The organism is Streptomyces sp. PH10-H1 (assembly GCF_030063355.1).
Classification (GTDB): domain Bacteria; phylum Actinomycetota; class Actinomycetes; order Streptomycetales; family Streptomycetaceae; genus Actinacidiphila.
In genome coordinates this window covers 16854-41154 of record NZ_JASISZ010000013.1, presented here as the reverse complement: position 1 = coordinate 41154, position 24301 = coordinate 16854, and the positions used below count along the sequence as shown (strand labels likewise).

The window sequence follows — 24301 nt, the reverse complement described above, 5'->3', positions numbered from 1 at the left end:
ACCGCTTGACCGTCTCCGCCGAGCACCGCGCGTACCGCATCGAGGACCTGGCCCACTTCAGCGGCGCCACGGTGCGGACGATCCGGGCCTACCAGGACCGCGGGCTGCTCCCGAAACCGGAACGCCGGGGCCGGGCCAATGTGTACGACGACACCCATCTGGTCCGGCTGCGGCAGATCGCCGACCTCCTGGAGCGCGGCTACACGCTGGCCAGTATCAAGGAGCTGCTGGAGGCCTGGGACGCGGGCACCGGACTCGGCGGAGTCCTCGGCCTGGTGCACGAGGTGGACCGCCCCTGGTCCGACGAGACCCCGGCCCGGATCACCCGCGCCGAGCTGACCGAGGCGTTCGGCGGTGTCCCCGACGAGGCCGCCATCACCGATGCCCTGGAACTCGGCGTCCTGGAGACGGTTCCCGGCACCGAGGACGAGTTCCTGGTCCCCAGCCCCCAGGAGCTGGCGGTCGCCGCCGAGCTGTACGCGGCGGGCATCCCGCTGTCGGCGATCACCGGTCATCTGCGGGAGCTGCGGATCCAGGTCGAGTACATCTCGGAGCGGTTCCTGCAGTTCACCACCGAGCATGTCTTCCAGCGCTATCTGGACCATCCGCCCACCGACGCGGAGGCGGCGGAGGCGGCGTCCCTCGTCCGGCGGCTGCGCCCGCTCGCCCAGCAGACCATCGACGCGGAACTCGCGCGCGCGATGCGGATGATGGCCACCCGGCAGGTCCAGCGGCACCTGGGCGACCTCGCGGCGGCGACCGGGCCGCCGCCGTCAGCGGAACCTGCCCAGGTCCCGGTCCCGCTGCCCGTGGAAACGGTGGGCGCCGTCCGCGAGCTGGTCGGCCGCCGCAACGTCCCCGCCTTCATCGCCGCCGCCGCCGAACGGGAAGTGCGCGCCCGCACCATGGACGCCCTCGCCGGGCTCCCCGCCACGGACGGTCCGCATTTCAGCCCGTCCGGCGACTGAGGAAAGCGCGGCCGGAGGACGCCTAACCCGGTGCAACCCTGCGGTCACCGCGCCACGCCCGTACCTGTGTACGGTCGGCGTGGTCATGTACGGGAGAATGGGGCCGTGACCTCAGCCCCCGAGCATCCCCAGTCCCCGGACGCCCGCCCGTCGGCCCCCACGACCCGGCTGATCGCCACCGACCTCGACGGCACGCTGCTCCGTGACGACAAGACGGTCTCGGCCCGGACGGTCGCCGCGCTCGCGGACGCCGAGGCAGCCGGTATCGAGGTCTTCTTCGTCACCGGACGGCCGGCCCGCTGGATGGGCGTCGTCGCCGAGCACACCGCACGGCACGGCATGGCGATCTGCGCGAACGGCGCGGCCGTCTACGACCTGCACCGCAGCCGGCTGCTCGCCGCGTACCCGCTCGACACGAAGGACGCGCTCACGGTCGTGGAGTCGCTGCGCGCGGCCGTGCCGGGCACGACCTTCGCCATCGAACGGACGAACGGTTTCTCGTACGAGCCCGCCTACCCGCCGTACGCCGCGATGTCCGACGCGGTGATCGCCCCCGCCGAGGAGCTGCTCGCCGACAACGGCGCTCCGGTATTGAAACTGCTGGCCAAGCACCCGGACGCCGATCCGGACGCGTTTCTCGCCATGGCGCTGAGCGCCGCCGGGGAGCACGGTGAGATCACCCGGTCCAGCGCGTCCGCGCTGCTGGAGATCAGCGGCCCGGGCGTCAGCAAGGCCACCACTCTCGCGCGGTGCTGCGCGGAACGCGGCGTATCGGCCGAGGAGGTCGTCGCCTTCGGCGACATGCCGAACGATCTGGCGATGCTCAGCTGGGCCGGCACCTCGTACGCGGTGGCGAACGCGCACCCCGATGTCCTGGCCGCCACCACCCACCGCACGACCGCCAACGAGGACGACGGCGTCGCGCGGATCATCGAGCGGATCCTGGCCGGCCGCCGCAACTGACGCCCCAACTGACGCGGCGGCCGGCGCCACGACCGGCCGCCGGACGGGCCGCCTGAAGCACGGGCCCCTAAAGCGGCGCCTCCCAGACGACCCTCGTCCCGGCGCCGTCCGGTCCCGGTCCGTAGGCGCTCGACCCGCCCAGGGCCTCCGCGCGCCGCGCCAGATTGCGCAGCCCGCTGCGGCGGCCGTCCTCGGGGATGCCCACGCCGTCGTCGGTGACGGTCAGCTGGACCCCGGTGCCGGCCTCGTCCGGCAGCGCGACCGTCGCGTCGATCACCACATCGATCCGTGACGCCCCCGCATGCCGGAAGGCGTTCGACAGCACCTCGCGCAGCGCCGCGATCAGGTTCTTCGCCGTCAGCTCGCCGACCAGCGCGTCCACCGCGCCGGTGAACCGTACCGACGGCTGGAAACCGAGCGGGACGGCCGCCGTCCCGATCTCGCGCAGCACCCGCGTCCGCAGTCCGGCCGGCGCGTCGGCCGGGGTCTGCTGGAGGGCGAAGATCGCGGTGCGCACCTCCTCGATGGTGGCGTCCAGTTCGTCGACGGCCTTGCCGATCCCGTCCCGCACCTGGGGGACCACCGACCGGCGCTGCGCGCCCTGCAGCATCATGCCGGTCGCGAACAGCCGCTGGATCACGAGGTCGTGCAGGTCACGGGCGATCCGGTCGCGGTCCTCATAGACCGCCAGCCGCTCCCGGTCGCGCTGGACGTCGGCAAGCAGCAGCGCCAGCGCGGCCTGCGCGGCGAACTGGGTCGCCAGGGTGCGCTCCACCTCGGTGAACAGCTTGCCGCCGCGTTCGCGCGGCAGCGCGAGGGTGCCGATGACCCGGTCGCTGCTCTTGAGCGGAAGCAGCATGCTGGGCCCGAAGCGGGTGGCCAGATGCGTCGTCATCCGTACGTCCATGGAGGAGTCGTCGATGAAGACCGGCTCCCCGTTAAGCAACAGTTCGGCGACCGGGCTCTCCGCCTCGATGACGGTGCCGAGCATCCCTGCCGGTTCGTCCGCCGAGACGGCGACGACCTCCAGACCGCCGTCCTTGGTCGGCAGCAGTACGAGACCGGCGGCGGCCTCGGCGAGCTTGCGGGCCTGCTCGGCCACCACGTCCAGCGCGTCCTCGGCGTCGTCGCCCGTCAGCAGGGCGGTGGTGAGGGCGGCCGAACCGTTGATCCAGCGCTCGCGCTGGCGGGTCGCCTCGTACAGCCGCGCGTTGCCGAGCGCGATCCCCGCCTCGGTGGCCAGAATCCGCACCACATGCAGATCCTCCTCCGTGAACTCGCCACCACCGCGCTTCTCGGTCAGATAGAGATTCCCGAAGACCTCCGTGTGGATACGGATCGGCACGCCGAGAAAGGCGCGCATCGGGGGGTGGTTCGGCGGAAACCCGGCCGACCGGGGGTCCGCCGTGAGGTCCGCAAGCCGCAGCGGCACCGGATCGCCGATTAGCGTGCCGAGCAGCCCCGTACGGCCGTCCGGGAGGGCGCCGATGCGAGTGGCCTCCTCCTCGCTGATGCCGTGGGTGACGAAGTCGGCGAGACCGGTGCCGTCGGAGTTGAGGACGCCGAGCGCCGCGTAGCGGGCGCCGGCCAGCTCGGCGGCGGTCTCGACGATCCTGCGCAGCGTCATGTGCAGCTCCAGACCGGTGCCGACGGAGACGACGGCCTCCAGCAGCTCGGGCAGCCGCACGGTGATCTGGGAGGCCATGCCCTGGAAGCTGAGGGTGGTCGGGTCGCTGTCGTCTGCCATACCCATGAGCGTAGTTAGTCCGGTTTGTCCCGACCGGTCAGACCATGACCGTGTCGGACGTGTCGGACGTGTCAGAGGTGTCAGAGGTGCCGACCGTTGCGGCAGTATCGGCCGCCAGGTCCGCGGTCCGCTCCCGTTCGAGCGTGCGGCGGAACGGCCCGTCGGCGGCGGCCAGCTCCGCGTACGTACCGCGCTGCACGACGCGGCCCCGGTCGAGGACGACGATCTCATCGACGGCGTCCCCCGCCAGGCCCGCCAGCCGGTGCGTGATCAGCAGGGTCGTACGGCCCGCGGTGGCGTCGAGCAGATCCGCGGTCAGGGCGTCGGCGGTCGGCAGGTCGAGGTGCTCGGCCGGCTCGTCGAGCACCAGTACAGGGAAGTCGGCGAGCAGCGCGCGGGCCAGCGCGAGCCGCTGGCGCTGGCCGCCGGACAGCCGGGCACCGTGCTCGCCGACGAGCGTGTCGAGGTCCACGTCCAGCCGGGCCGATGCGAGAGCGGCACGCAGTGCGTCGTCGTCGGCGGATGGGCGCGCCAGCCGCAGGTTCTCGCGCACCGAACTGTCGAAGACATGCGCGTCCTGCGCGCACAGACCGACCAGCCGGCGCACATCATCGCCGTCCAGTGCCGCCGCTTCGGTACCCGCGAGGGTGTAGGAACCGCTCTCCGCGTCGAGGAAGCGCAGCAGCACCTGCGCCAGGGTCGTCTTGCCCGCACCCGACGGGCCGACCACCGCGACCCTGCGGCCTGGCGTGAGGTCGAGGTCCACACCGTCGAGGGCCCGCCGCGACTGGCCGGGGTGGCGGGCCGTCAGACCCCGTACCACCAGCGGGAACGGCCCCGCCGGCGCCTCCGCCGGGTGCTCCGGCTCCCGGACCGGCTCCGCCGCGTCCAGCACCTCGAACACCCTGCGCGCCGCTTCCCGGCTGCGCTGCCGGTACTGCGCCGCCAGTGGCATTCCGGTGACCGCCTCGAAAGCGGCGAGCGGGGTGAGTACCACGACCGCGAGCGCGACCGCGTCCAGCCGGCCGTCCCGTACCGCCTGGACCCCCGCATACGCGCAGGCCACCACCGTCAGACCGCAGACCAGCGCGGTCAGCCCGGCGCCCAGCGCGGTGGTCGCGGCGGACCGCCCGGCGATCCGGGTGAGCGTCCGGTCGGACCGTGCCGCGCTCGCCCGGCGGCCCGGCAGCGCTCCCGCGACCGTCAGCTCGGCAGTACCGGTCAGCAGATCGACGACCCGCTCCGACAGCTCTCCCCTGGCCGGCGCCAGCCGCCGCTCGGCACGCCGCGACATGGCGGCGGACAGCGCGGGAACACCCGCACCCGCGATGAGCAGCCCCACGGCCAGCGCCGCACCAGCCTCGGGCAGCAGCCAGCCGGTGAACGCCGCCGACGCGACGCAGACCGCCGACGCCACCCCGGCGGGCAGCAGCCAGCGCAGGAAGTAGTCCTGCAGTCCGTCGACGTCCGCCACCAGCCGGGACAGCAGATCGCCGCGCCGCGTCTCCCGCAGACCCGCGGGCGCGAGCCGCTCGACGCGGCGGTAGACGGCCACCCGCAGGTCCGCGAGCGAACGGAAGACCGCGTCGTGCGACACCAGCCGCTCCGCGTACCGGCACACGGCCCGCCCGATCCCGAACGCGCGTGTCGCCGTGACGGCGACCATCAAATACAGCACCGGCGGCTGCTGCGACGCCCGGCTGATCAGCCACCCGGAGGTGGCCATCAGCCCCACCGCACATCCGAGCGCCAGCGCCCCCAGCAGCAGCGCCAGCGCGAAACGACCCCGCAACGGCCCGGCCATCCGCCGCACCCGCCGCAGCGGACCCGCCTCCGCCCGCGGCCCGGCGGCTGCGGATACCCCGCAGTCCGGCCCGGCGGCCGGCCCGGCGGCCAGCCCGGCGGCCAGCCCGGCGACGTCGGTGCCGTGGTCCGGTACCGCCGGGTCGGCGCCCTCGATCGGTCCGGAGTACCTCGGTCCTAGTGCGGTCCGCAGCGCGGAAGGGTTCCGCAGGGCATCAGCGGCTGCCAGCCCGGCGGGCGAGGAGCGTCCCTGGAGCGCGGCGCTCTCCCCGGCGCCCTCCCCTGCGGCCGGTTCAGCCGGTTCAGCCGGTTCGGCCGGCACGGCGGCCCGTTCGGCGGGCACAGCGCGCCGCAGGCGAATGGTGCGGTCGGCCACGGCGAGGAGGGCCGGACGGTGGACGACCAGCAGGACGGTGCGGCCCACCGCCAGCCGGCGGACCGCGGCCACTACGGCCGCCTCGGTGTCCCCGTCCAGGTTGGCGGTGGGTTCGTCGAGCAGGAGGAGCGGGCGGTCGGCCAGGAAGGCGCGGGCGAGGGCGAGCCGTTGGCGCTGCCCGGCGGAAATGCCGGTGCCGCCCTCACCGAGGGGGGTGTCGAGGGCGGCGAAGTCGAGGGCACCTGCGTCGCGGAGGGCGGCGTGCACCTGCGCGTCGGTGGCGTCGGGGCGAGCGAGCCGGACATTCTCGGCGATGGTGCCGGCGAAGAGGTGGGGCCGCTGGGGCACCCAGGCGATCTGGCGGTGCCAGCTCTCGGGATCGATCGCCGCCAGCTCGGTGCCGTCGACGAGGATCCGGCCGCCGGACGGCCGCGCGAAGCCGAGCAGCGCGGCCAGCAGCGTGGTCTTGCCGACACCGCTCGGGCCCACGACGGCGACCGTCTCACCGGGGGAGACGGTGAAGGAGATCTCGGCGAGCGAGGGCTGCTCGCGGCCCTCATGATGAACCGTCAAGCCGTCCACAGCGATGACCGCGTGCCGCAAATCGGGGGCCGGGCGGGTCCCGGCGGCGGGGGAGGCCGTCTCCAGCACGGCGAACACCTCGTCGGCGGCGGCCAGTCCTTCGGCGGCGGAGTGGTACTGCGCACCCACCTGCCGGAGCGGCAGATACGCCTCCGGCGCGAGCACGAGCACGACCAGCCCGGTGTAGAGGTCCAGATCCCCGTGGACCAGCCGCATACCGATGCCTACGGCGACCAGCGCGACGGAGATCGTCGCGAGGAGTTCGAGGGCGAAGGCTGACAGGAACGCGATACGCAGCGTCCGCATGGTCGCACGCCGGTAGTCGTCGGTGATGGTGCGGATCGATGCGGCCTGCGCCTTGGCCCGCCCGAAGACCTTCAGCGTGGGGAGACCGCCGACGACGTCCAGGAAGTGTCCGGACAGCCGGGCGAGCAGCCGCCACTGACGGTTCATCCGGTCCTGGGTGGCCCAGCCGATCAGGATCATGAAGAGCGGGATGAGCGGGAGCGTCAGCGCGATGGTGAGCGCCGAGATCCAGTCGGAGGTGACGATCCGGGCGAGCACCACGACCGGTACGACGACGGCCAGCCCGAGCTGCGGCATATAGCGGGCGAAGTAGTCGTCGAGCGCGTCGACCCCGCGGGTGGCGAGTGTGGTGAGTTCACCGGTGCGCTGTCCAGAGAGCCAGGAGGGGCCGAGGGCGGTGGCCCGTTCCAGCAGCCGGCCGCGCAGTTCGGACTTGACGGCCGCGCTGGCGCGGTGCGCGCACAGCTCGGTGAGCCAGGCGATGAGCGCCCGGCCGGCCGCGACGACGGCGAGCAGCACCAGGGGAGTGCGCAGTCCGCCGGCGTCGAGGCCGTGCTGGAAACCGCCGACGACGATCTCGGCGATGAGCATCGCCTGAGCCACGACCAGCCCCGCCCCGGCGAGCCCGAGGGCCACCGACGCCGCGAGGAAGACGCGGCTGGCACGGGCGTACCGGAGCAGGCGCGGATCGACTGGTTTCACGTGGAACATTCCCCTCGGCGAGCGACGGCCATCGGCTGGTGGGCTTCCGCCAGTGAGCTCCGGCCAGTGAGCTCCGGCCAGTGAGCTCCGGCTAGTGGGCTTCGGCGATGTGCTGGGTGCCGATCCGCTTGCGGAACACCCAGTACGTCCAGCTCTGGTAGATCAGCACGACGGGCGTCGCGACCGCGGCGCACCACGTCATGATCCTGAGCGTGTACGGCGTCGCCGAGGCGTTGGTGACCGTGAGGTTCCACGCCTCGTTCAGCGAGGACGGCATGACGTTCGGGAAGAGCGCCAGGAACAGCATCGCCACCGCCGCCGCGATCGTGATGCCGGAGAAGATGAACGACCATCCCTCGCGGCCGATCCGGATCATCCAGACCGCCGCGACCAGAGCCACGACCGCGACGGCCATCGCGGCGAGCGTCTTGCCGTCACCGCTGTGGACCTGGGTCCAGTACAGGAAGAGCACGGCGAGGACCGCGGCTGCGATGCCCAGCCCGAAGGCGAGCTTGCGGGCCCGCTCCCGGATGTCGCCGACCGTCTTGAGCGCCGCGAACACCGCACCGTGGAAGGTGAACAGGGTGAGGGTGACGAGCCCGCCGAGGATCGAGTACACGTTGAGCAGATCCCAGACGTTGCCGACGTACTCCTTGTTCGCGTCGATCTTCACGCCGTGCACCATGTTCGCAAACGCGACGCCCCACAGCAGGGCGGGCAGCAGCGAGGACCAGAAGATCACCTGTTCCCAGCTGGTCTGCCAGCGGTCCTCGGTCCGCTTCGAGCGGTACTCGAAGGCGACGACACGGACGATCAGGCAGAGCAGGATGACCAGCAGCGGCAGGTAGAAGCCGGAGAAGAGCGTGGCGTACCACTCGGGGAAGGCGGCGAAGGTCGCGCCGCCCGCGGTGAGCAGCCAGACCTCGTTGCCGTCCCAGACCGGGCCGATGGTGTTGATCAGCACCCGGCGCTCGGGGCGGTCGCGGGCCAGCAGTTTGGTGAGGATCCCGATCCCGAAGTCGAAGCCCTCCAGGAAGAAGTAGCCGGTCCACAGGACGGCGATGAGTACGAACCAGACGTCGTGGAGATGCATGTCTCGCTCCTTCCTCTCAGTACGAGAAGGCCATGGGCCGGTCGGCGTCGGAGGAGTCGCCGCCGATCTTCGTCGGCGGATTCAGATCGGACTCGGTCAGCTCGGGCGGCCCGGCCTTGACGTACTTCATCAGCAGCTTGACCTCCACGACCGCGAGCAGGGCGTAGAGCAGGGTGAAGGCGATCAGCGAGGTGAACACCTCACCGGTGGAGACATTGGGGGAGACCGCGTCGGAGGTGCGCAGCAGCCCGTAGACGGCCCAGGGCTGGCGGCCGGTCTCGGTGAAGATCCAGCCCCAGGAGTTGGCGATCAGCGGGAAGACCATCGTCCACAGGGCGATCCGCCAGTACCCGGTGTCGAGTCCGGGACCGATGGGCGTGCTCCTGGTGAGCATCAGCTTCGGCGTCTCGTCCTCGCCGGTGCGGTGCCGCTCGGCGATCCAGAACTTTCGCCGGGTGAGCCAGAGGCCGGCCAGTCCGACGGCGAAGGACGTCATACCGAAGCCGATCATCCAGCGGAAGCCCCAGTAGGCGGTGGGGATGTTCGGCCGGTAGTCACCGGGACCGTACTTCTGCTGCTCGGACTTGTTGACGTCGTTGATGCCGGGCACGTATGAGGAGAAGTTGCCGTCGGCGAGGAAGGACAGTATCCCCGGGATCTCGACGGCGACCTTGTTGTGGCCCTTGTCCACGTCGCCCACGGCGAAGATGGAGAACGGGGCCGGCCCCTCGCCGTCCCACAGCGCCTCGGCGGCGGCCATCTTCATCGGCTGCTGCTTGAACATCACCTTGCCGAGCGAGTCACCGCTGATCGCGGTGAGCAGTCCCGCGACGACGGCAACGGCCAGGCCGAGCCGCAGCGAGGTCCGCATCACGGCGATGTGCTGCTTGCGGGCCAGGTGGTAGGCGGCGATGCCGATCATGAACGCGGCGCCGGTGAGGAAGGCCGCGGTGATGGTGTGGAAGACGACGACCAGGGTGGTGTCCTGGCTGATGACCTTCCAGAAGTCGGTGAGTTCGGCCCGGCCGGTGACCTTGTTGTACGTGTAGCCCACCGGGTGCTGCATCCAGGAGTTCGCGGCCAGGATGAAGTACGCGGACAGGATCGTGCCGATGGAGACGATCCAGATGCAGGCGAGATGGATCTTCTGCGGCAGTTTGTCCCAGCCGAAGATCCACAGCCCGATGAAGGTGGATTCGAAGAAGAACGCGATCAGCGCCTCGAAGGCGAGCGGCGCCCCGAAGATGTCCCCGACGAATCGTGAGTAGGCGGACCAGTTCATACCGAACTGGAATTCCTGGACGATCCCGGTGGCCACACCCATGGCGATATTGATCAGGAAGAGCTTGCCCCAGAACTTGGTGGCCCTGAGGTACTTCTCGTTCCCGGAGCGCACCCAGGCGGTCTGCAGGCCTGCGGTCAGCGCGGAGAGGCTGATCGTCAGGGGGACGAAGAGGAAGTGGTAGACGGTGGTGATGCCGAACTGCCATCGCGCGACATCGACGGTTTCCAGCGAGAGCTGCACGTCACGACTCCTTACCTGTCTAAGCCGAGCTATCCGCCCCATTTCTACCTTGATGTCCGGAAAATATGGGGCATACGCCTTCGCTTGTGAACGTGAACGCATTCACAAGCAAAGTATCGCGCACAGCGGTTCGCCCCCTTCCACCGGGGGGTGGAAGGGGGCGAAAACGTGCCGTGATAATGGCCGGCGAACGGCCCTGAGCGGCGTCGCTGGCTGCACGGCGGGAGCCCGGCGGCTGCACGGCGGCCGCCCGCTGCGCGCTACAGCTCCTTGCGGAACTCCTGCGCCGTGGTCAGCAGCAGATCGTTCGCCTCGGTCTCACCGATGGTGATCCGTACGCCCTCGCCCGGGAACGGACGTACCGTCACCCCGGCCCGCTCGCACGCCTCCGCGAAGTCCATGGTGCGCTCCCCCAGCCGCAGCCAGACGAAGTTCGCCTGCGTCTCCGCCATCGTCCAGCCCTGCCCGGTCAGCGCCCCGACGACCCGGTTCCGCTCGGTCACCAGGCCCGCCACCCGCTCCAGCAGTGCCTCCTCGGCGCGCAGCGAGGCGACCGCCGCGTCCTGCGCGAGCTGGCTCACACCGAACGGCACGGCGGTCTTGCGCAGCGCGGCCGCGACCGGCTCGTGCGCGATGGCGAAGCCGACCCGCAGGCCGGCCAGGCCGTACGCCTTGGAGAAGGTGCGCAGCACCGCCACGTTCGGGCGGTCGCGGTAGAGCTCGACGCCGTCCGGGACCTCCGCGTCCCGGATGAACTCCCGGTACGCCTCGTCGAGCACCACGAGCACATCGGACGGCACCCGGTCGAGGAACCGCTCCAGCTCCGCGCGCCGCACGACCGTGCCCGTCGGGTTGTTGGGGTTGCAGACGAAGATCAGCCGGGTCCGGTCGGTGATGGCGGCGGCCATCGCGTCCAGGTCGTGCACCTCACCGTCGGTGAGCGGCACCTGCACCGGCGTCGCGCCGCTGATCCGGGTGATGATCGGGTACGCCTCGAAGGACCGCCAGGCGTAGATGACCTCGTCGCCGGGGCCCGCGGTCGACTGCAGCAGCGACTGCGCGACGCCGACCGAGCCGGTGCCGGTCGCGACGTGCGCCTGCGGGACACCGAAGCGGTGCGCCAGCTCGGCGGTCAGCTCCGAGCACGCCATGTCGGGATAACGGTTGAAGGACCCCGCGGCGTCGGTCACCGCCTCCAGCACGCCCGGCAGCGGCGGGTAGGGATTCTCGTTGGAGGACAGCTTGTAAGCCGGTGCACCCTGGTCCGCCACCGGGGGTCGCCCGGGCTTGTAGGTGGGGATGCCGTCCAGTTCCGCGCGCAGCTTCGGAGTCATGTCCCACACCATACGAGGGGGCGTGAGGGAGTGCGAAAGTGCCGTGCGCCACACCGTGCGCTGGTGGCGCACGCGGCGGGGCGCATCCCTCGTAGGGGTGAGTTGATACCTCCGCGCAATACGAACCAATGGGCGGGAGATCGTCCTCGCGAGGCCCGGAGCCGTCCCCAGAAAGCCCTTGTCACCTACGCATTCCGTCCTGCAAGCGGCTTTCGATCTTGCAGAAACGTACCGTCAGGGTGCCCTTTCGGGCCGCCAGCGGACGGACCACCCCCGCCCTACTATCGGCTCGCCATGACAGCAGCAGGGAATCACCAGGCGAGCCGGCCCATCGGACGCCGGTTCGAGCGGGCAGGCATCAGAGATGTCGCCGCCGCCGCCGGTGTCTCGATCACGACTGTCTCCGACGCACTCAACGGCAAGGGCCGACTGCCCGATGCCACCCGCCGCCATGTCCGCGAGGTCGCCGAACGGCTGGGCTACCGCCCGTCCGCGGCCGCCCGGACACTGCGCACCGGCCGCTCGGGCTTAATCGGTCTGACGGTCACGACATACGGCGAAGAACCGTTCACTTTTACCGAGTTCGCGTACTTCGCCGAAATGGCGAGAGCCGCGACCTCGGCCGCCCTCGCCCGGGGCTACGCCCTGGTCATCCTCCCCGCCTCCTCGCGCCACGATGTCTGGAGCAACGTCGCGCTCGACGGCACCGTGGTCATCGACCCCTCCGACCACGACCCCGTCGTCATGGAACTCGTCCGCCAGGGCGTACCCGTGGTCAGCGACGGCCGCCCCGCCGGCAGTCTCCCCGTCCACGCCTGGGTCGACAACGACCACGAGGAAGCCGTCCTCGGCATCCTCGACCACCTCGCCGACGCCGGCGCCCGCCGGATCGGCCTCCTCACCGGCACCAGCACCGACACCTACACCCGGCTGTCCACCACCGCGTACCTGCAATGGTGCGAACGCGTGGGCCAGGAGCCGGTCTACGAGTCCTACCCCGCCCACGACCCGTGCGCGGGCGCCGTCGCCGCCGACCGGCTGCTCGCCCGCCCCGACCGCCCGGACGCCGTCTACGGTCTCTTCGACCCCAACGGCACCGACCTGCTGGCCGCGGCCCGCCGCTACGGGCTGCGCGTGCCGGACGATCTGCTGCTGGTCTGCTGCAGCGAGAGCAGCGTCTACGCGACCACCGAACCACCGATCACCACGCTGTCCCTCAAACCGGGGAAGATCGGCACCGCGGTCGTCCAGCTCCTCATCGACGCCATCGAAGGTGTGGGCGCCGCCCATCCCATCCAGCAGATCATGCAGACCGACCTCATCGTCCGCACCTCGTCCCAGCGCCGGACGCACCGCACGACGGTCAGTCCCCCGCGCAGCCCGGGAGGAGGCTGAAGCGGGGCCGGGGACAGCCACCGCACAGGAAGCACACGAAGCACAGGAACCGTGGGAACCCGCACAGGACGAGAACCGGAGCGAGATCCGGTCGCCGGACGGCCCCGGCACGCCGATTTCGGGGGTGTTTGTCGGCACCTGCCGAAAACCCGGCACCCAGGTATGTCACACCACGACAGCGTCATTCCTATGATGGGCGGATGGCGGCGCGATGGTGGAGGGGTCGATGACACAGGGGGCAGGTCACGGGCCCGTGCTCAAGGCGATGGTGAGCTGGCGTCCGGCCGGGCCGGACGACGGTCCGGACGGGGCAGCCGGTGCCGGAATTCCCGGCGGTACCGGCGATTCCGGCGCTCCCGGCGCTCCCGGCGCTCACCGTGCGGATGAACCGGTGTGGGCGGCCATGGCCACCGCGCCTGCGTCCACACCCATGGCCACACCACCCGCGACCGCGCCCACGGTCACACCCATGCCCGCACCCATGCCCGCACCCGGATACGAGGCGACGCAGCTCGACACTCCACTCGTGCCGGAGGACTACACACCCACCGCCCACGACCTCCCGGTCATCGTCCCCTTCGACGCGGACAACCCCGGCCCGCTCTACGTGGTCGGCGACGTCCACGGCTACATCGACGAACTGCGCGCCGCACTTCACGCGAAGGGCCTCATCGACACCGAAGGCCACTGGTCGGCGGGGACCTCCCGGCTCTGGTTCCTCGGTGACTTCACCGACCGCGGCCCGGACGGCATCGGCGTCATCGAGCTCGTCATGCAGCTCTCCGCCGAGGCGGCCGCCGCGGGCGGCTACGCCAAGGCCATCATGGGCAACCACGAGCTGCTGCTGCTCGGCGCCCACCGCTTCGGCGACACCCCCGTCAAGTCCACCGGCGGCACCGCGTCCTTCCTCGCCGCCTGGCGGCTCAACGGAGGCCAGCCCTCCGACATGGACCGGCTGGAGGACCGCCACCTCACCTGGATGTCCCGGCTGGACGCCGCCCACCTCACCGACGGCCACCTGCTGCTGCACTCCGACACCACCGCGTACCTCGACTACGGCACCACCATCGACGCGATGAACGACGCCGTCACCGGCATCCTCCAGCGCGGTGACGCCGACGAATGCTGGGATCTCTTCCGCAAGCTCACCAAGCGCTTCGCCTTCCGCGGCGACAACGGCCCGCAGGCCGCCCGCGAACTCCTCGACACCTACGGCGGCCATCAGGTCGTTCACGGCCACAGCCCCATCCCGTACCTGCTCGGAGAGGTCGGCGGCGAATACACCGCCGACGGCGAGGAACGCACCCCGGTCGTCGATGGCCCGATGGCATATGCCGAGAACTTGGCATTGGCAATGGACGGTGGCGTAACCATGGACGGACGTCTGCTCGTTGCCGAACTCCCGCTGCTTTCCTGATCGCCAGATTTCCGGGAAGCACCCTGTCACCCCCTCACCTCCGCGCTCTACCATCGCTATATCCGTAGGCACGCTCTCCTCCGCTTCCACCGGCCGACCGGCTCGACAATCAGCGGGGAGGCACCGGAGACGGAGCATCGGGGGATGCACATGAACAGCGCTCCACACCTGCTCAACGAAGACCGCCCGGACTTCGAACGAGTCCTCGACGACGCACTGCACACCGCGGACACCTCAGACGCACCGGACACCGGGCAAGGCGGGCACGGCGGCACGCTCAACAGCGAGCAGCTCCGCACCATGGCGCTCAGTGCCGCAGAGCTCATCTCCGCCTGCGCCGCGCCCGAATACCAGCAGTACCTGAAGGTCCGCGAACAGATCCGCGAAGCCCTCGAGGAGACCGCGCTCGTCCGCCGGCCGGATCCGGACGCCGCGGACACCCGCGCGTTCAGCTATGCCGCCATGGGCGTCGCCGACTCCGCCGGCTCCGGCGCCGGGCTCTTCGCCGTGGTCGCCGTACTCACCCCCATCCTGGCGGGCACCGCCGCGCTGATCTTCCTGCTGATCGGCTACGTGCTGCAGGCGATGACGCCGGAACCCGCCATCGCCCAGCCGCTGCGCACCGCCGGCTGGCTCTTCGCCGGCGTGACCGCGTGCGGCATCCTGGTCGGGATGGTCGGCCTGCTCCTCACCGCCCTGCGCGACAGCGCGAGCGCCATCCATGACGACGACGCCGCTTCGCTCCCGCCCGAAGTCGCGGCCGCCCGCGAGGCATGGCGCCGCGCGCTGCGCGACCGCGGTGTCCTGCCCTTCCTGACGGAAGCCAGAACCAACGCCCTCCTCGCGCCCCACCCGGCCGCCGAACCCCCGCACACCAACGGCTCCCGCCCGTCACGGATGCCGCGTCTCGGCTACTCCCGCCCCGACTTCACCAGCCCCGGCCCCGAGGAATCCCCCGGCCCCGGTCACCGTTTCTCCAGCCCCGATTTCTCCAGCCCGGACTATTCGAGCCCCGACTTCACGGGCCCGGACGAGGGTTCGAGATAACGCACCCAGTGTCGATTCGGGGCGGAATGATGCGTTCCGCGCCGATAGGGTGAATTGAGGCCTGCCCAGCGGCATCCGACGCCTCGGCCAGCTGTACGATGCCGGCAGAAATAGGCGGAGGCATATGCCAAGAGAATATTCTGAGCAGAGGCACGGAAGGCGCCGGGCGACGGAAGCGGAAGGCGCGAAGTGATTCCGCCTTCAATTAAATGGACCGGGAATGGGATGGCGCCGGCTACTCCCGAGGACTGGTTTCGATACGACTTGATGATGAGTAGGGTGGTCCCGCTGCCGATGGGTCTACGGAAGGGCGCTGGCTGAAATCAGGAGGTCTGGCTGAATTCAGCATGGCCGGAATGCGTACGAGCGGGTGATGTGGTCCGCGGGATCTGGAGGGGGATTGTGACTGCCGGGTCGTTCGAGGGGCAGTACGTGTGGCATCCGGCGGCCGACGACCGCCAGCTGGCGCGAGCCTGTATGGATGTGAAGGCGGGGCGGTACCTGAGCGCGCACGAGATCCTGAAAGAGTCCCGCGGGGATTTCGAGGTGCGGGCCCACCGGTCGCTCGTACTGGCATCCGAGGCAGCGGATTCGGATCTGGCCGAGCGCTGGATGGCCGAGGAACCGAGCGCGGAGGCAGCGCTGCTGTGGGCGCGCGTGGCAATGCTCCGGGCCTTACGTATGGCCGATGCGCATGATCTGCGGGAGAGCGCCCTGGTCCGCATCGCGCAGGTCGCGTGCGAGCGGGCGTCGGAAATGCTGCCCGATGACCCGACCCCCTGGGTGACCCAACTGGCGCTGACCCGCATCCAACAGCCCCGCGATCCCGCTCCGCGTGGGCTGTTGACCGAGCCGCCCGGCCCTTGGTACCTGTTCGCTCACATTCTCCGGCTCGATCCCTGGCACCGCGAGGCACACCACCGGTTTCTGGCCTTCTTCTTCACCCGCCACGGAGGGTCGGCGAGCGCGAGATGGGACGTCGCCTCGTTCCTGAGCCACCGCGCACCGACCACTTCGCCCATCCGGCTGCTGCCGCTGGTGGCGCTGGTCGAGGACTACGACCCCTCCGCCCTGCTGGCGGACCGCCTGTGGGAGCAGCCCCAGTGGAGGACGACAGCCATGGGGATCTACCACAACTGGTTTCCCCAGGTGGCCGGATATCGGTTTACTCCGGTACTCGACCTGGGATATCTGGCCCACGCGCTGGTCATGGCGAAACTCGAATTCGAGGCACGGGAGGTTTTCACCGCTGTGGGTCCGTATGCCTCGCGTATGCCCTGGAGTGTTTTCGGCGCACCCGAGGAGCAGCTGACCAAGGCCAGACGATTGTGCGGACTCCCGGTACCGAGTGCCGCCTGACTCACTCGGCACATTCCTCTCGACACGAAAGTTCTCATCCATATCGCACAACGAAGTCCTCCTGCCAACCCCGTACCGGAAAGGCTGTGGTTGTGACCGAGAACAAGTTCCTCGCTCGGACGAGAACCCATCGTCATACATCGCCTGCCACCATCGACGATGATGCGACACTGCATGCCATGGGTTATCCGCGGAAGCTCACCCGTCGATTTCGTGCGTTCGACAACTTCGCGATATCTTTCACGATCATCAACATCATCGCCGGGATCTTCTCCTCCTTCGGATACGGAATGGGTGCCGGCGGGCCCCGGGTTCTCGTATTCGGCTGGATCGGCGTGTCGGTCATGGTGCTGTTCGTCGGCGCCTCGATGGGAGAAATCGCCTCTGCCTACCCGACCAGCGGCGCGCTGTACTTCTCCGCGGGCAAGCTCGCCAAGCGGCATCGCGGCGCGTGGTCCTGGTACACGGGCTGGCTGAACTTCGTCGGCCAGGTGGGCGGGACGGCCGCCACCGGCTACGCCGCCGCCACCTTCATCCAGGCCTTCTTCGCCATGCAGTGGCCCGACTACGAGGTGACGGAACAGCGCACCGTGGCCATCACCGGGGTGATTCTCCTGCTCCAGGCACTGGCCAACACCTACACGGTGCAGCTGATCGCCCTGCTGAACCGAATATCGGTGTGGTGGCTGCTCATCGGCATGGTGGTGATCGTCAGTTCCCTGACCGTGATACCCGCGCACCATCAGTCGGCTTCCTTCGTGACCCATTTCGCCAATAACACCGGGTTCTCCAACGGCGTGTACGGCGGCATGCTGGGCCTGCTCGTCACCAGTTGGACCTTCACCGGGTTCGACGGCAGTTTCCACATGTCAGAAGAGACCGTGCAGGCGACCGTCAATGCCCCGAAGGGCATCATGCGTTCGATCACCTACTCCGCGGTGATCGGGCTGATGCTGATGCTCGCCCTGGTATACGCGATTCAGGACTACGCCGCCGAGGCGAGCACGGCAGCGCCGCCGGTGCAGATTCTCATCGACGCGCTCGGCAATGGCACCGCCAAGCTGCTGCTGTTGATCGTGATCGGCGCCATGCTGTTCTGCGGCCTGGCCAACATGACCAGCAATACCCGTCAGATCTTCGCCTTCTCCCGTGACGGGGCGATGCCCGGATCGCGTTGGTGGCATTCGGTGTCCTCGCGTACCCGCACTCCCGTCAAGGCGGTATGGCTCGCGGCCGCCTGCTCCCTGGTGCTGGTCCTGCCCGGCTGGTGGTCCCACACCGCCTTCACCGCCATTGTGAGCGTCAATGTCGTCGGGCTCTTCCTCGCCTACGGCGTGCCCATCTTCCTGCGGCTGCGGCTGGACGACTTCGAGCCCGGCCCCTGGAATCTCGGGCGTTATGGCAGGCTCGTCGCGGCGGTCTCCGTGACCTGGATCGTGATCAGCAGTGTGCTGTTCATGCTGCCTCAGGTCTCCCCGATCACCGCGGACTCGTTCAACTACGCGCCGATCGCCCTGGGAGCGGTGCTGATCATCGCCACGGTGTGGTGGTTCGCCACCGCCCGCCGGCGCTTCCAGGGGCCCGTCAGCTACGGCCGCCCCGACGAAGTGGCCGCCATGGACTTGATCTGACCCGGCATCACCCGATTGAGCTGACGCCGGCCGAAAGGCAGAGGTCCCGGTGGGCACCCCACCGGGAGCTCACGCTTGTCCGGGGTCAGTCGGCCAGCGGCAGGTAGACCCGGTTGCCGCTGGCCGCGAACTCCGCCGACTTCTGCCGCATCCCGGCCTCCGGATCCAGCGCCATGTCGCCGCCGTGCTCCCTTGCGATGTCCTGGCTGATCTTCATCGAGGACAATTTCAGCCCAGAGCCAGCACATTCTCCGCCGGCTCCCGCGAGATCGGCCAATCCGTCACGGCAGCTGAAGTTCGTGATTTCCGGGTGGTCGCGATGGCAGGGGCGGCCAGTCCGATGACAGGCAGGGACGGCAGGACGGCGACGGTTGTCCTCCTCGCGTCCTGGCTGCGTCACTACGTCACCGACCCCGCCCGAAGGGGCCCGGCCGCACGGACGGGTGGCGCGGGCGGGAACGCGGAGGTTGTTCTGGGCTCCCGACGGCGCCGGCCATGCCGGCGGGCCGTGCACCGAGCCATGGGACTGGCGTCGCGCCGGGGGCGGAGGCGTGTTCTCCTGGAAGTATCTCTAGGAGAACGCCGATGCGGCACATCCGGAACTCCGCTTTGGTACCCGCCCGGCCGGCCGCGCCGACCGCAGTGGGCGGGGCATTGCTGCCGAAGCGGGACCTCGCGGCCGCCTGGTTCCTGGTCGTCCTGATCGCGGTGCCCGCCTGGGTGCTCACGATCGGGCAGGCCCGGGGCATGGGTGTCGAACCCGGCACCATGGGTTTGGCGCTGCCGCTGTTCCTGCTGCTGTGGGTGACGATGATGGCGGCCATGATGCTGCCGTCCATTGCACCGGTGGCCATCACCTGGGTACGAGGGATCGGCCGGCAGTCCTCCGGCTGGACCCGGGCCGCGCGCACCGCCGAATTCGTGGGCGGCTACCTGCTCACGTGGACGGCGTTCGGGCTGCTCGCCTACGCGGCACTGGCCGTCACCGGCGGCCTGGTGGACCACCACCCGGCCGCAGGGCGCTGGATCGGCTTCACCGCCTTCCTGCTCGCGGGCCTGTATCAGCTCGGCCCGCTCAAGAACGTCTGCCTGCGGCACTGCCGCGACCCCCTGAGCCACTTGGTGCACTACGCCGGTTTCCCCCGGCCGGCCCGTGACCTGCGGGTGGGAGTCCACCACGGTGCCTACTGCGTCGGCTGCTGCACCGGGCTGATGGTCGTCCTGATTCCGCTCGGCTTGATGAACGTGGCCGCGATGGCCGGACTGGCTGTGGTGATCTTCGTGGAGAAGCTGTGGTCCTGGGGCCCGCTGCTCGCCCGTGCTGTGGGCGTCGTCTTCCTCGTCCTGGCCGTGCTCACACCATTCCAGGACTGGCTGCTGCCGGGTCTGCAGGGTTCGATGCCGTCCATGGGCGGCATGTGACTCAGCGGACCCGGAGTCTCACATCAGCCCTCATATACGCCCCGCTCATATACGCACTTGGGTCGCTGCCCCGGCCTCCTCGCTGCTGAAGACGTAGTCGGCCGTCTCGCCGTACGACGCCTCATAACTCAGACCGAAGGCGTCGGAACGCCCGGCGGTCCTGCCGACCTCGAACTCGGGTGCGAATCCAAATGCGGCGTTCTTGATCTTTGTCGGGCTCCCGTCGGGCCCGGTCAGCGGCTCGTACGAAAGCTCGGTCCGGCCCTCGACTGTGAGACCGGGCTTGTCCGCGCCCGTGAGGGACACCTTCGCGCGCTCCATGCCCAGGTACTCGCCGTAGAACTGCGAGAGGTCGCCGAACGGTCCGCCTTCCCGGCCGGAAAGGATGCGCTCCAGGGCGCTTGCCTGCTCGTCGCTGGCCGCAGCGTCCACGACCAGCCCGACCTTCCAGTTACCGGAGGACAGATTGGACGGGAAGTGGTTGTAGAACGCGAAGTCCACATCGGACAGGTCCAGGTCGCCCAGATTCCCGTCCGCGATATGGAACACAGCGGTGCCCAGGCACTCCGTGCCGCCCTTGGCGTCCCGGGGCTGGCCGTCGTACGGGCAACTGCACAGCACGGCGCATGAACAGCCGGCGACGTACTTTCCAGAAATCGTCCACGACATAGCTGCTCCCGCTCCTCGGATGGTGATGGCGGTAAACGTCATCTTCACCTTCCACGGTAGTCCGGCTAAATGACATGTAAAAGGCATTTAGTTTCAAACGGACAGTCAAGGCAGCTGCAGTTCTTGCCATGGTGCCAGGCGGACCAGTGCAGGAGGCGTTCAAGGTCGCGGCGGGGCTGGCGCAGGGCGGTGACGCGCAGGCCGCAGCAGTTCCCGGCCGCTGGCCGGGGCGAGTTGGCCAGCGGGTGACTCGGCCATGATGCTGGCGCGGCGAGCGCGGCGAGCGTGCTGATCAGGCTCCAGCGCATCCAGGAGTTCCAGCAGGTGGTCTGTCCCCGGGCAGCTACGGGATGCACTTCCTCCTCTCGGTGATCACGCTCGGATCTACGGCATCGTGTGGGACTACAGGCTCCACACCGACCCGGAGAAGCTCTACCCGGAAGTGCACTCCACCGAGGACACGGTCCTCGACGCTCTGCGGAACGTCGGTCCGCCCCTCCCGCAGTAGCCCATCCGCTCCAATAGTCCGTACAACGAAGCGCCGTCCCAAGAAGCCGGAGCCTCCCGGAACGGCGCCCACTCGCGTGTCAGTCCGCCAGCGGCAGGTACACCCGGTTCCCGCTTGCCGCGAACTCCGCCGACTTCTGCCGCATCCCGGCCTCCGGATCCAGCGCCATGTCGCCGCCATGCTCCTTGCGGATGTCCTGGCTGATCTTCATCGAGCAGAATTTCGGGCCGCACATCGAGCAGAAGTGCGCGGTCTTGGCGCCGTCCGCCGGCAGTGTCTCGTCGTGGAAGTCACGGGCGGTGTCCGGGTCCATGGCCAGGTTGAACTGGTCTTCCCAGCGGAACTCGAAGCGGGCGTCGGACAGGGCGTCGTCCCAGTCCTGCGCCCCCGGGTGCCCCTTGGCGAGGTCCGCGGCGTGGGCCGCGATCTTGTACGTGATGACGCCGGTCTTGACGTCGTCGCGGTTGGGCAGGCCCAGGTGCTCCTTGGGCGTGACGTAACAGAGCATCGCGGTGCCCCACCAGGCGATCATCGCGGCGCCGATGCCCGAGGTGATGTGGTCGTAGGCGGGCGCGACGTCGGTGGTGAGCGGGCCCAGGGTGTAGAACGGCGCCTCCTCGCAGATCTCCTGCTGAAGGTCGATGTTCTCCTTGATCTTGTGCATCGGGACATGTCCCGGGCCCTCGATCATGGTCTGGACGTTGTGCCGCTTGGCGATCGTGTTGAGCTCCCCCAGCGTCCGTAGCTCCGCGAACTGCGCCTCGTCGTTGGCGTCGGCGATGGAGCCGGGACGCAGGCCGTCGCCCAGCGAGTAGGTGACGTCGTACGAGGCGAGGATGGAGCACAGTTCCTCGAAGTTCTCGTAGAGGAACGACTCCTTGTGGTGCGCGAGGCACCAGGCGGCCATGATCGAGCCGCCGCGCGAGACGATGCCGGTCTTGCGGCGGGCGGTCAGCGGGACGTACCGCAGCAGCACGCCGGCGTGCACCGTCATGTAGTCGACGCCCTGCTCGGCCTGCTCGATGACGGTGTCCTTGTAGACCTCCCAGGTCAGCTCCTCGGCCTTGCCGTCGACCTTCTCCAGTGCCTGGTAGAGGGGGACGGTGCCGATGGGGACGGGGGAGTTGCGCAGCACCCATTCGCGGGTGGTGTGGATGTTGCGGCCGGTGGACAGGTCCATGACCGTGTCGGCGCCCCACTTGGTGGCCCAGGTCATCTTGTCCACCTCCTCCTCGATGGAGGAGGTGACCGCCGAGTTGCCGATGTTGGCGTTGACCTTCACCAGGAACCGCTTGCCGATGATCATCGGCTCGATCTCCGGGTGGTTCACATTGACCGGCATCACGGCCCGGCCTGCGGCGATCTCCTCGCGGACCACTTCGGGGGAGACGTTCTCGCGGATCGCGACGTACTCCATCTCCGGGGTGAGGTCACCGCGGCGGGCGTACGCGAGCTGCGTCACCGCCTGCCCGTCACGCCCCCGGCGGGGTACGCGCGGGCGGCCGGGGAAGACCGCGTCCAGGTTGCGCAGGCCGCCGCGGGGGGAGGTGTGCTTGATCCCGTCGTCCTCGGGGCGGACCGGGCGGCCCGAGTACTCCTCGGTGTCGCCGCGGCCGATGATCCAGTTCTCACGCAGCGGCGACAGGCCGCGGCGGACGTCGGTGGTGACGTTCGGATCGGTGTACGGGCCGGACGTGTCGTACAGCGTCACGTCACGGCCGGTGGTGAGGTGCACCTGGCGCACGGGGACCTGAATGTCCGGCCTGGTGCCGGTCAGGTAGCCCTTGTGCCAGCCGGGCTCGCGCTTTTCCGTCGAAGCGGACTGAACGGAGACAGGCGTGCGTGCATCCTGCGTGGTCATGAGACCCAACTCCCTACGCCGGCATTACCCGGTAACAGGTTCAGCGGTCGGCGCAGATCTTCAGCGCCCTCTCAGCCCGGTGCTCCGAGCTCCCGCGATTGCAAAGGTGCCCCCACGGTAGCGGTTCAATGCAAACGCACACCAGTGGGTCTTGCGATGATCGGCCCGTGGACTCCCCCCAGACGCCATCGCACACGCATTCACACAGCCACGGTCACGGTCCGGTCCCGCCGGTCTCCAGACACCTGCGCAAGGTCATCGCGGCGGTGCTGGTCCCGTTCACCGCGGCGGTGCTCGTCGGGCTGATCGTCCTGTGGCCGGGCGGGGCACCGCCGCACGCCCACACCGGGGTCGGGTTCGACCAGCAGACGCAGCAGGGGCGGGTCACCAGGATCGACGACGTGTCCTGCGCGGATGTGAACGCGCAGTCACCGTCGCCCCCGCCGACAGGTGGCGCCACCGCCGCCCCGAAGGGACGCTGCGAGAAGGCGACCGTCGAAGTCACCTCGGGCAACGACAAGGGCCGGACCTTCATCGAGATCGTGCAGCCCGACCAGACCCGTCGCTACACCGTCGGGCAGGGCGTGGTGCTGGCGTACGCGCCCGCCGCCCCGAAGGAACTGCAGTACTCGGTGACCGACGTCGACCGCGGCTTCCCGCTCGCGCTGCTCGCCGGGATCTTCGCGCTCGCGGTGATCGCCGTCGGCAGGCTGCGCGGTCTGATGGCACTGATCGCGCTGGCAGTCAGCTTCGCGATCCTGACGCTGTTCATCCTCCCGGCAATCCTGCACGGCGACAATCCGCTGCTGGTGGCGGTGATCGGCGGCAGCGCGATCATGCTGGCCGCGCTCTACATGTGCCACGGGCTCAACGCACGTACATCGGTCGCGGTGATCGGCACGCTGTGCTCGCTGTTCCTGATCGGGATCCTCGGCTCGGTGTTCATCTCCTGGGCGCACCTGACGGGCAACACGTCGGACGAGACCGGGCTGATCCACGCCCTCTATCCGGGCATCGAGATCAAGGGTCTGCTGCTGGCCGGCGTCATCATCGGCTCGCTGGGCGTCCTGGACGATGTGACGGTCACTCAGACAGCGGCCGTGTGGGAGCTGAAGGACGCGGACCCGACGGCTGGTTGGCGCAAGCTCTACGGCTCCGGCATGCGGATCGGCCGGGACCACATCGCATCGGTGGTGAACACCCTGGTGCTGGCGTACGCGGGTGCGGCGCTGCCGCTCCTGCTGCTGTTCTCGGTGGCCCGCAGCGGGGTGCTGCGGGTCGCGGGGAGCGAGCTGGTGGCGGAGGAGATCGTACGGACGCTGGTCGGCAGCATCGGCCTGGTCGCGTCGGTTCCGCTGACGACACTCCTGGCGGCGCTCGTTGTCAGTGCCGACCGCCACACTGCACTCACGACGAACACGACGAACACGACAGAGTCGACGAAGTCGACCAGGGCGGGCGGCGGCGGCCGCCGCCGCAAGGGCCGGTGAGCGCTCGCGGGCGGAGCGCCGTCATCGGTCCCGGTGTCCGAGTCCCGGTGTCCGAGTCCCGGTGTCCGAGAAGGATCGTTTCGGCACCCGGTCCGGGGGTCCG

17 protein-coding genes and 1 riboswitch are annotated in these 24301 nt (G+C 69.5%); of the genes, 9 read left to right on the top strand and 8 right to left on the bottom strand.

Translation table 11 applies throughout. From position 1 onward, the window contains the following. Nucleotides 1-5 precede the first annotated feature (5 nt). Both QMK24_RS11085 and QMK24_RS11080 read left to right on the top strand, forming a co-directional pair. Entirely contained in the window at nt 6-968 is a 963-nt protein-coding gene (locus QMK24_RS11085; protein WP_283465315.1) for a MerR family transcriptional regulator, read from the top strand. Between the two features lie 105 nt (nt 969-1073). Then, nucleotides 1074-1931, top strand: a complete 858-nt coding sequence (locus QMK24_RS11080; RefSeq protein WP_283465314.1) for a Cof-type HAD-IIB family hydrolase — start codon at nt 1074-1076, stop codon at nt 1929-1931. Nucleotides 1932-1998: 67 nt separating this feature from the next. Here the strand turns inward: QMK24_RS11080 and QMK24_RS11075 are convergent, their stop codons facing one another. From QMK24_RS11075 to hisC, 5 genes are all read right to left on the bottom strand, one after another. After that, nucleotides 1999-3678 carry a sensor histidine kinase gene (locus QMK24_RS11075; RefSeq protein WP_283465313.1) on the bottom strand — a complete coding sequence of 560 codons (1680 nt, stop codon included), beginning with the start codon at nt 3676-3678 and terminating at the stop codon, nt 1999-2001. Between the two features lie 37 nt (nt 3679-3715). Then, nucleotides 3716-7447: a thiol reductant ABC exporter subunit CydD gene (gene cydD, locus QMK24_RS11070; protein ID WP_283465312.1), complete on the bottom strand. Its 3732-nt coding sequence runs from the start codon at nt 7445-7447 to the stop codon at nt 3716-3718. Between the two features lie 91 nt (nt 7448-7538). After that, on the bottom strand, nt 7539-8540 hold the full coding sequence (gene cydB / locus QMK24_RS11065) for a cytochrome d ubiquinol oxidase subunit II (protein WP_283465311.1): 1002 nt from the start codon (nt 8538-8540) through the stop codon (nt 7539-7541). 16 nt (nt 8541-8556) lie between these two features. Next, the gene (locus QMK24_RS11060) at nt 8557-10065 is read right to left on the bottom strand and encodes a cytochrome ubiquinol oxidase subunit I (protein ID WP_283465309.1); all 1509 of its coding nucleotides are present in this window, start codon (nt 10063-10065) and stop codon (nt 8557-8559) included. Nucleotides 10066-10325: 260 nt separating this feature from the next. Further along, nucleotides 10326-11399 (bottom strand): histidinol-phosphate transaminase, encoded by a 1074-nt coding sequence (hisC, locus tag QMK24_RS11055; protein WP_502962433.1) that lies wholly within the window; start codon nt 11397-11399, stop codon nt 10326-10328. 294 nt (nt 11400-11693) lie between these two features. Between hisC and QMK24_RS11050 the strand changes: the two genes are divergently transcribed. The 5 genes from QMK24_RS11050 to QMK24_RS11030 all read left to right on the top strand — a co-directional run bounded on the left by QMK24_RS11050 (nt 11694) and on the right by QMK24_RS11030 (nt 18248). Next, on the top strand, nt 11694-12794 hold the full coding sequence (locus QMK24_RS11050) for a LacI family DNA-binding transcriptional regulator (protein WP_283465308.1): 1101 nt from the start codon (nt 11694-11696) through the stop codon (nt 12792-12794). 469 nt (nt 12795-13263) lie between these two features. Beyond that, nucleotides 13264-14211, top strand: coding sequence for a metallophosphoesterase (locus tag QMK24_RS11045; protein WP_283465307.1), 948 nt, complete (start codon nt 13264-13266; stop codon nt 14209-14211). A 150-nt stretch (nt 14212-14361) separates the two neighbouring features. Further along, a complete protein-coding gene (locus tag QMK24_RS11040) occupies nt 14362-15258 on the top strand; it encodes a hypothetical protein (protein WP_349307802.1) in 897 nt (298 codons plus the stop codon). 402 nt (nt 15259-15660) lie between these two features. Next, nucleotides 15661-16617, top strand: coding sequence for a hypothetical protein (locus QMK24_RS11035; protein ID WP_283465304.1), 957 nt, complete (start codon nt 15661-15663; stop codon nt 16615-16617). A gap of 179 nt (nt 16618-16796) precedes the next feature. Further along, on the top strand, nt 16797-18248 hold the full coding sequence (locus tag QMK24_RS11030) for an amino acid permease (protein ID WP_283465302.1): 1452 nt from the start codon (nt 16797-16799) through the stop codon (nt 18246-18248). An 85-nt stretch (nt 18249-18333) separates the two neighbouring features. Here QMK24_RS11030 and QMK24_RS11025 read toward each other — a convergent pair whose 3' ends face one another. Beyond that, a complete protein-coding gene (locus QMK24_RS11025) occupies nt 18334-18465 on the bottom strand; it encodes a thiamine biosynthesis protein ThiC (RefSeq protein WP_283465301.1) in 132 nt (43 codons plus the stop codon). 368 nt (nt 18466-18833) lie between these two features. Between QMK24_RS11025 and QMK24_RS11020 the strand changes: the two genes are divergently transcribed. After that, a complete protein-coding gene (locus tag QMK24_RS11020; RefSeq protein WP_283465299.1) occupies nt 18834-19670 on the top strand; it encodes a DUF2182 domain-containing protein in 837 nt (278 codons plus the stop codon). A gap of 45 nt (nt 19671-19715) precedes the next feature. Here the strand turns inward: QMK24_RS11020 and QMK24_RS11015 are convergent, their stop codons facing one another. Continuing rightward, nucleotides 19716-20339, bottom strand: coding sequence for a DUF1326 domain-containing protein (locus QMK24_RS11015; RefSeq protein ID WP_283465297.1), 624 nt, complete (start codon nt 20337-20339; stop codon nt 19716-19718). A 587-nt stretch (nt 20340-20926) separates the two neighbouring features. After that, a complete protein-coding gene (thiC, locus tag QMK24_RS11010; protein WP_283465295.1) occupies nt 20927-22708 on the bottom strand; it encodes a phosphomethylpyrimidine synthase ThiC in 1782 nt (593 codons plus the stop codon). Further along, nucleotides 22702-22814: riboswitch (TPP riboswitch) on the bottom strand. (Overlaps the previous gene by 7 nt.) 22 nt (nt 22815-22836) lie before the next feature. On the opposite strand from thiC, the gene QMK24_RS11005 reads away from it, so the two are divergent. Next, on the top strand, nt 22837-24198 hold the full coding sequence (locus tag QMK24_RS11005; RefSeq protein WP_502962432.1) for a YibE/F family protein: 1362 nt from the start codon (nt 22837-22839) through the stop codon (nt 24196-24198). Nucleotides 24199-24301 lie beyond the last annotated feature (103 nt).

What these genes read in the sequence shown, in the direction of transcription:
- QMK24_RS11075 (WP_283465313.1), bottom strand. Translation starts at nt 3,678, where the DNA reads ATGGCAGACGACAGCGACCCGACCACCCTCAGCTTCCAGGGCATGGCC.
- cydB (WP_283465311.1), bottom strand. Translation starts at nt 8,540, where the DNA reads ATGCATCTCCACGACGTCTGGTTCGTACTCATCGCCGTCCTGTGGACC.
- hisC (WP_502962433.1), bottom strand. Translation starts at nt 11,399, where the DNA reads ATGACTCCGAAGCTGCGCGCGGAACTGGACGGCATCCCCACCTACAAG.
- QMK24_RS11050 (WP_283465308.1), top strand. Translation starts at nt 11,694, where the DNA reads ATGACAGCAGCAGGGAATCACCAGGCGAGCCGGCCCATCGGACGCCGG.
- QMK24_RS11045 (WP_283465307.1), top strand. Translation starts at nt 13,264, where the DNA reads ATGCCCGCACCCATGCCCGCACCCGGATACGAGGCGACGCAGCTCGAC.
- QMK24_RS11040 (WP_349307802.1), top strand. Translation starts at nt 14,362, where the DNA reads ATGAACAGCGCTCCACACCTGCTCAACGAAGACCGCCCGGACTTCGAA.
- QMK24_RS11030 (WP_283465302.1), top strand. Translation starts at nt 16,797, where the DNA reads ATGGGTTATCCGCGGAAGCTCACCCGTCGATTTCGTGCGTTCGACAAC.
- QMK24_RS11025 (WP_283465301.1), bottom strand. Translation starts at nt 18,465, where the DNA reads ATGAAGATCAGCCAGGACATCGCAAGGGAGCACGGCGGCGACATGGCG.
- QMK24_RS11020 (WP_283465299.1), top strand. Translation starts at nt 18,834, where the DNA reads ATGCGGCACATCCGGAACTCCGCTTTGGTACCCGCCCGGCCGGCCGCG.
- QMK24_RS11015 (WP_283465297.1), bottom strand. Translation starts at nt 20,339, where the DNA reads ATGTCGTGGACGATTTCTGGAAAGTACGTCGCCGGCTGTTCATGCGCC.
- thiC (WP_283465295.1), bottom strand. Translation starts at nt 22,708, where the DNA reads ATGACCACGCAGGATGCACGCACGCCTGTCTCCGTTCAGTCCGCTTCG.
- QMK24_RS11005 (WP_502962432.1), top strand. Translation starts at nt 22,837, where the DNA reads ATGCAAACGCACACCAGTGGGTCTTGCGATGATCGGCCCGTGGACTCC.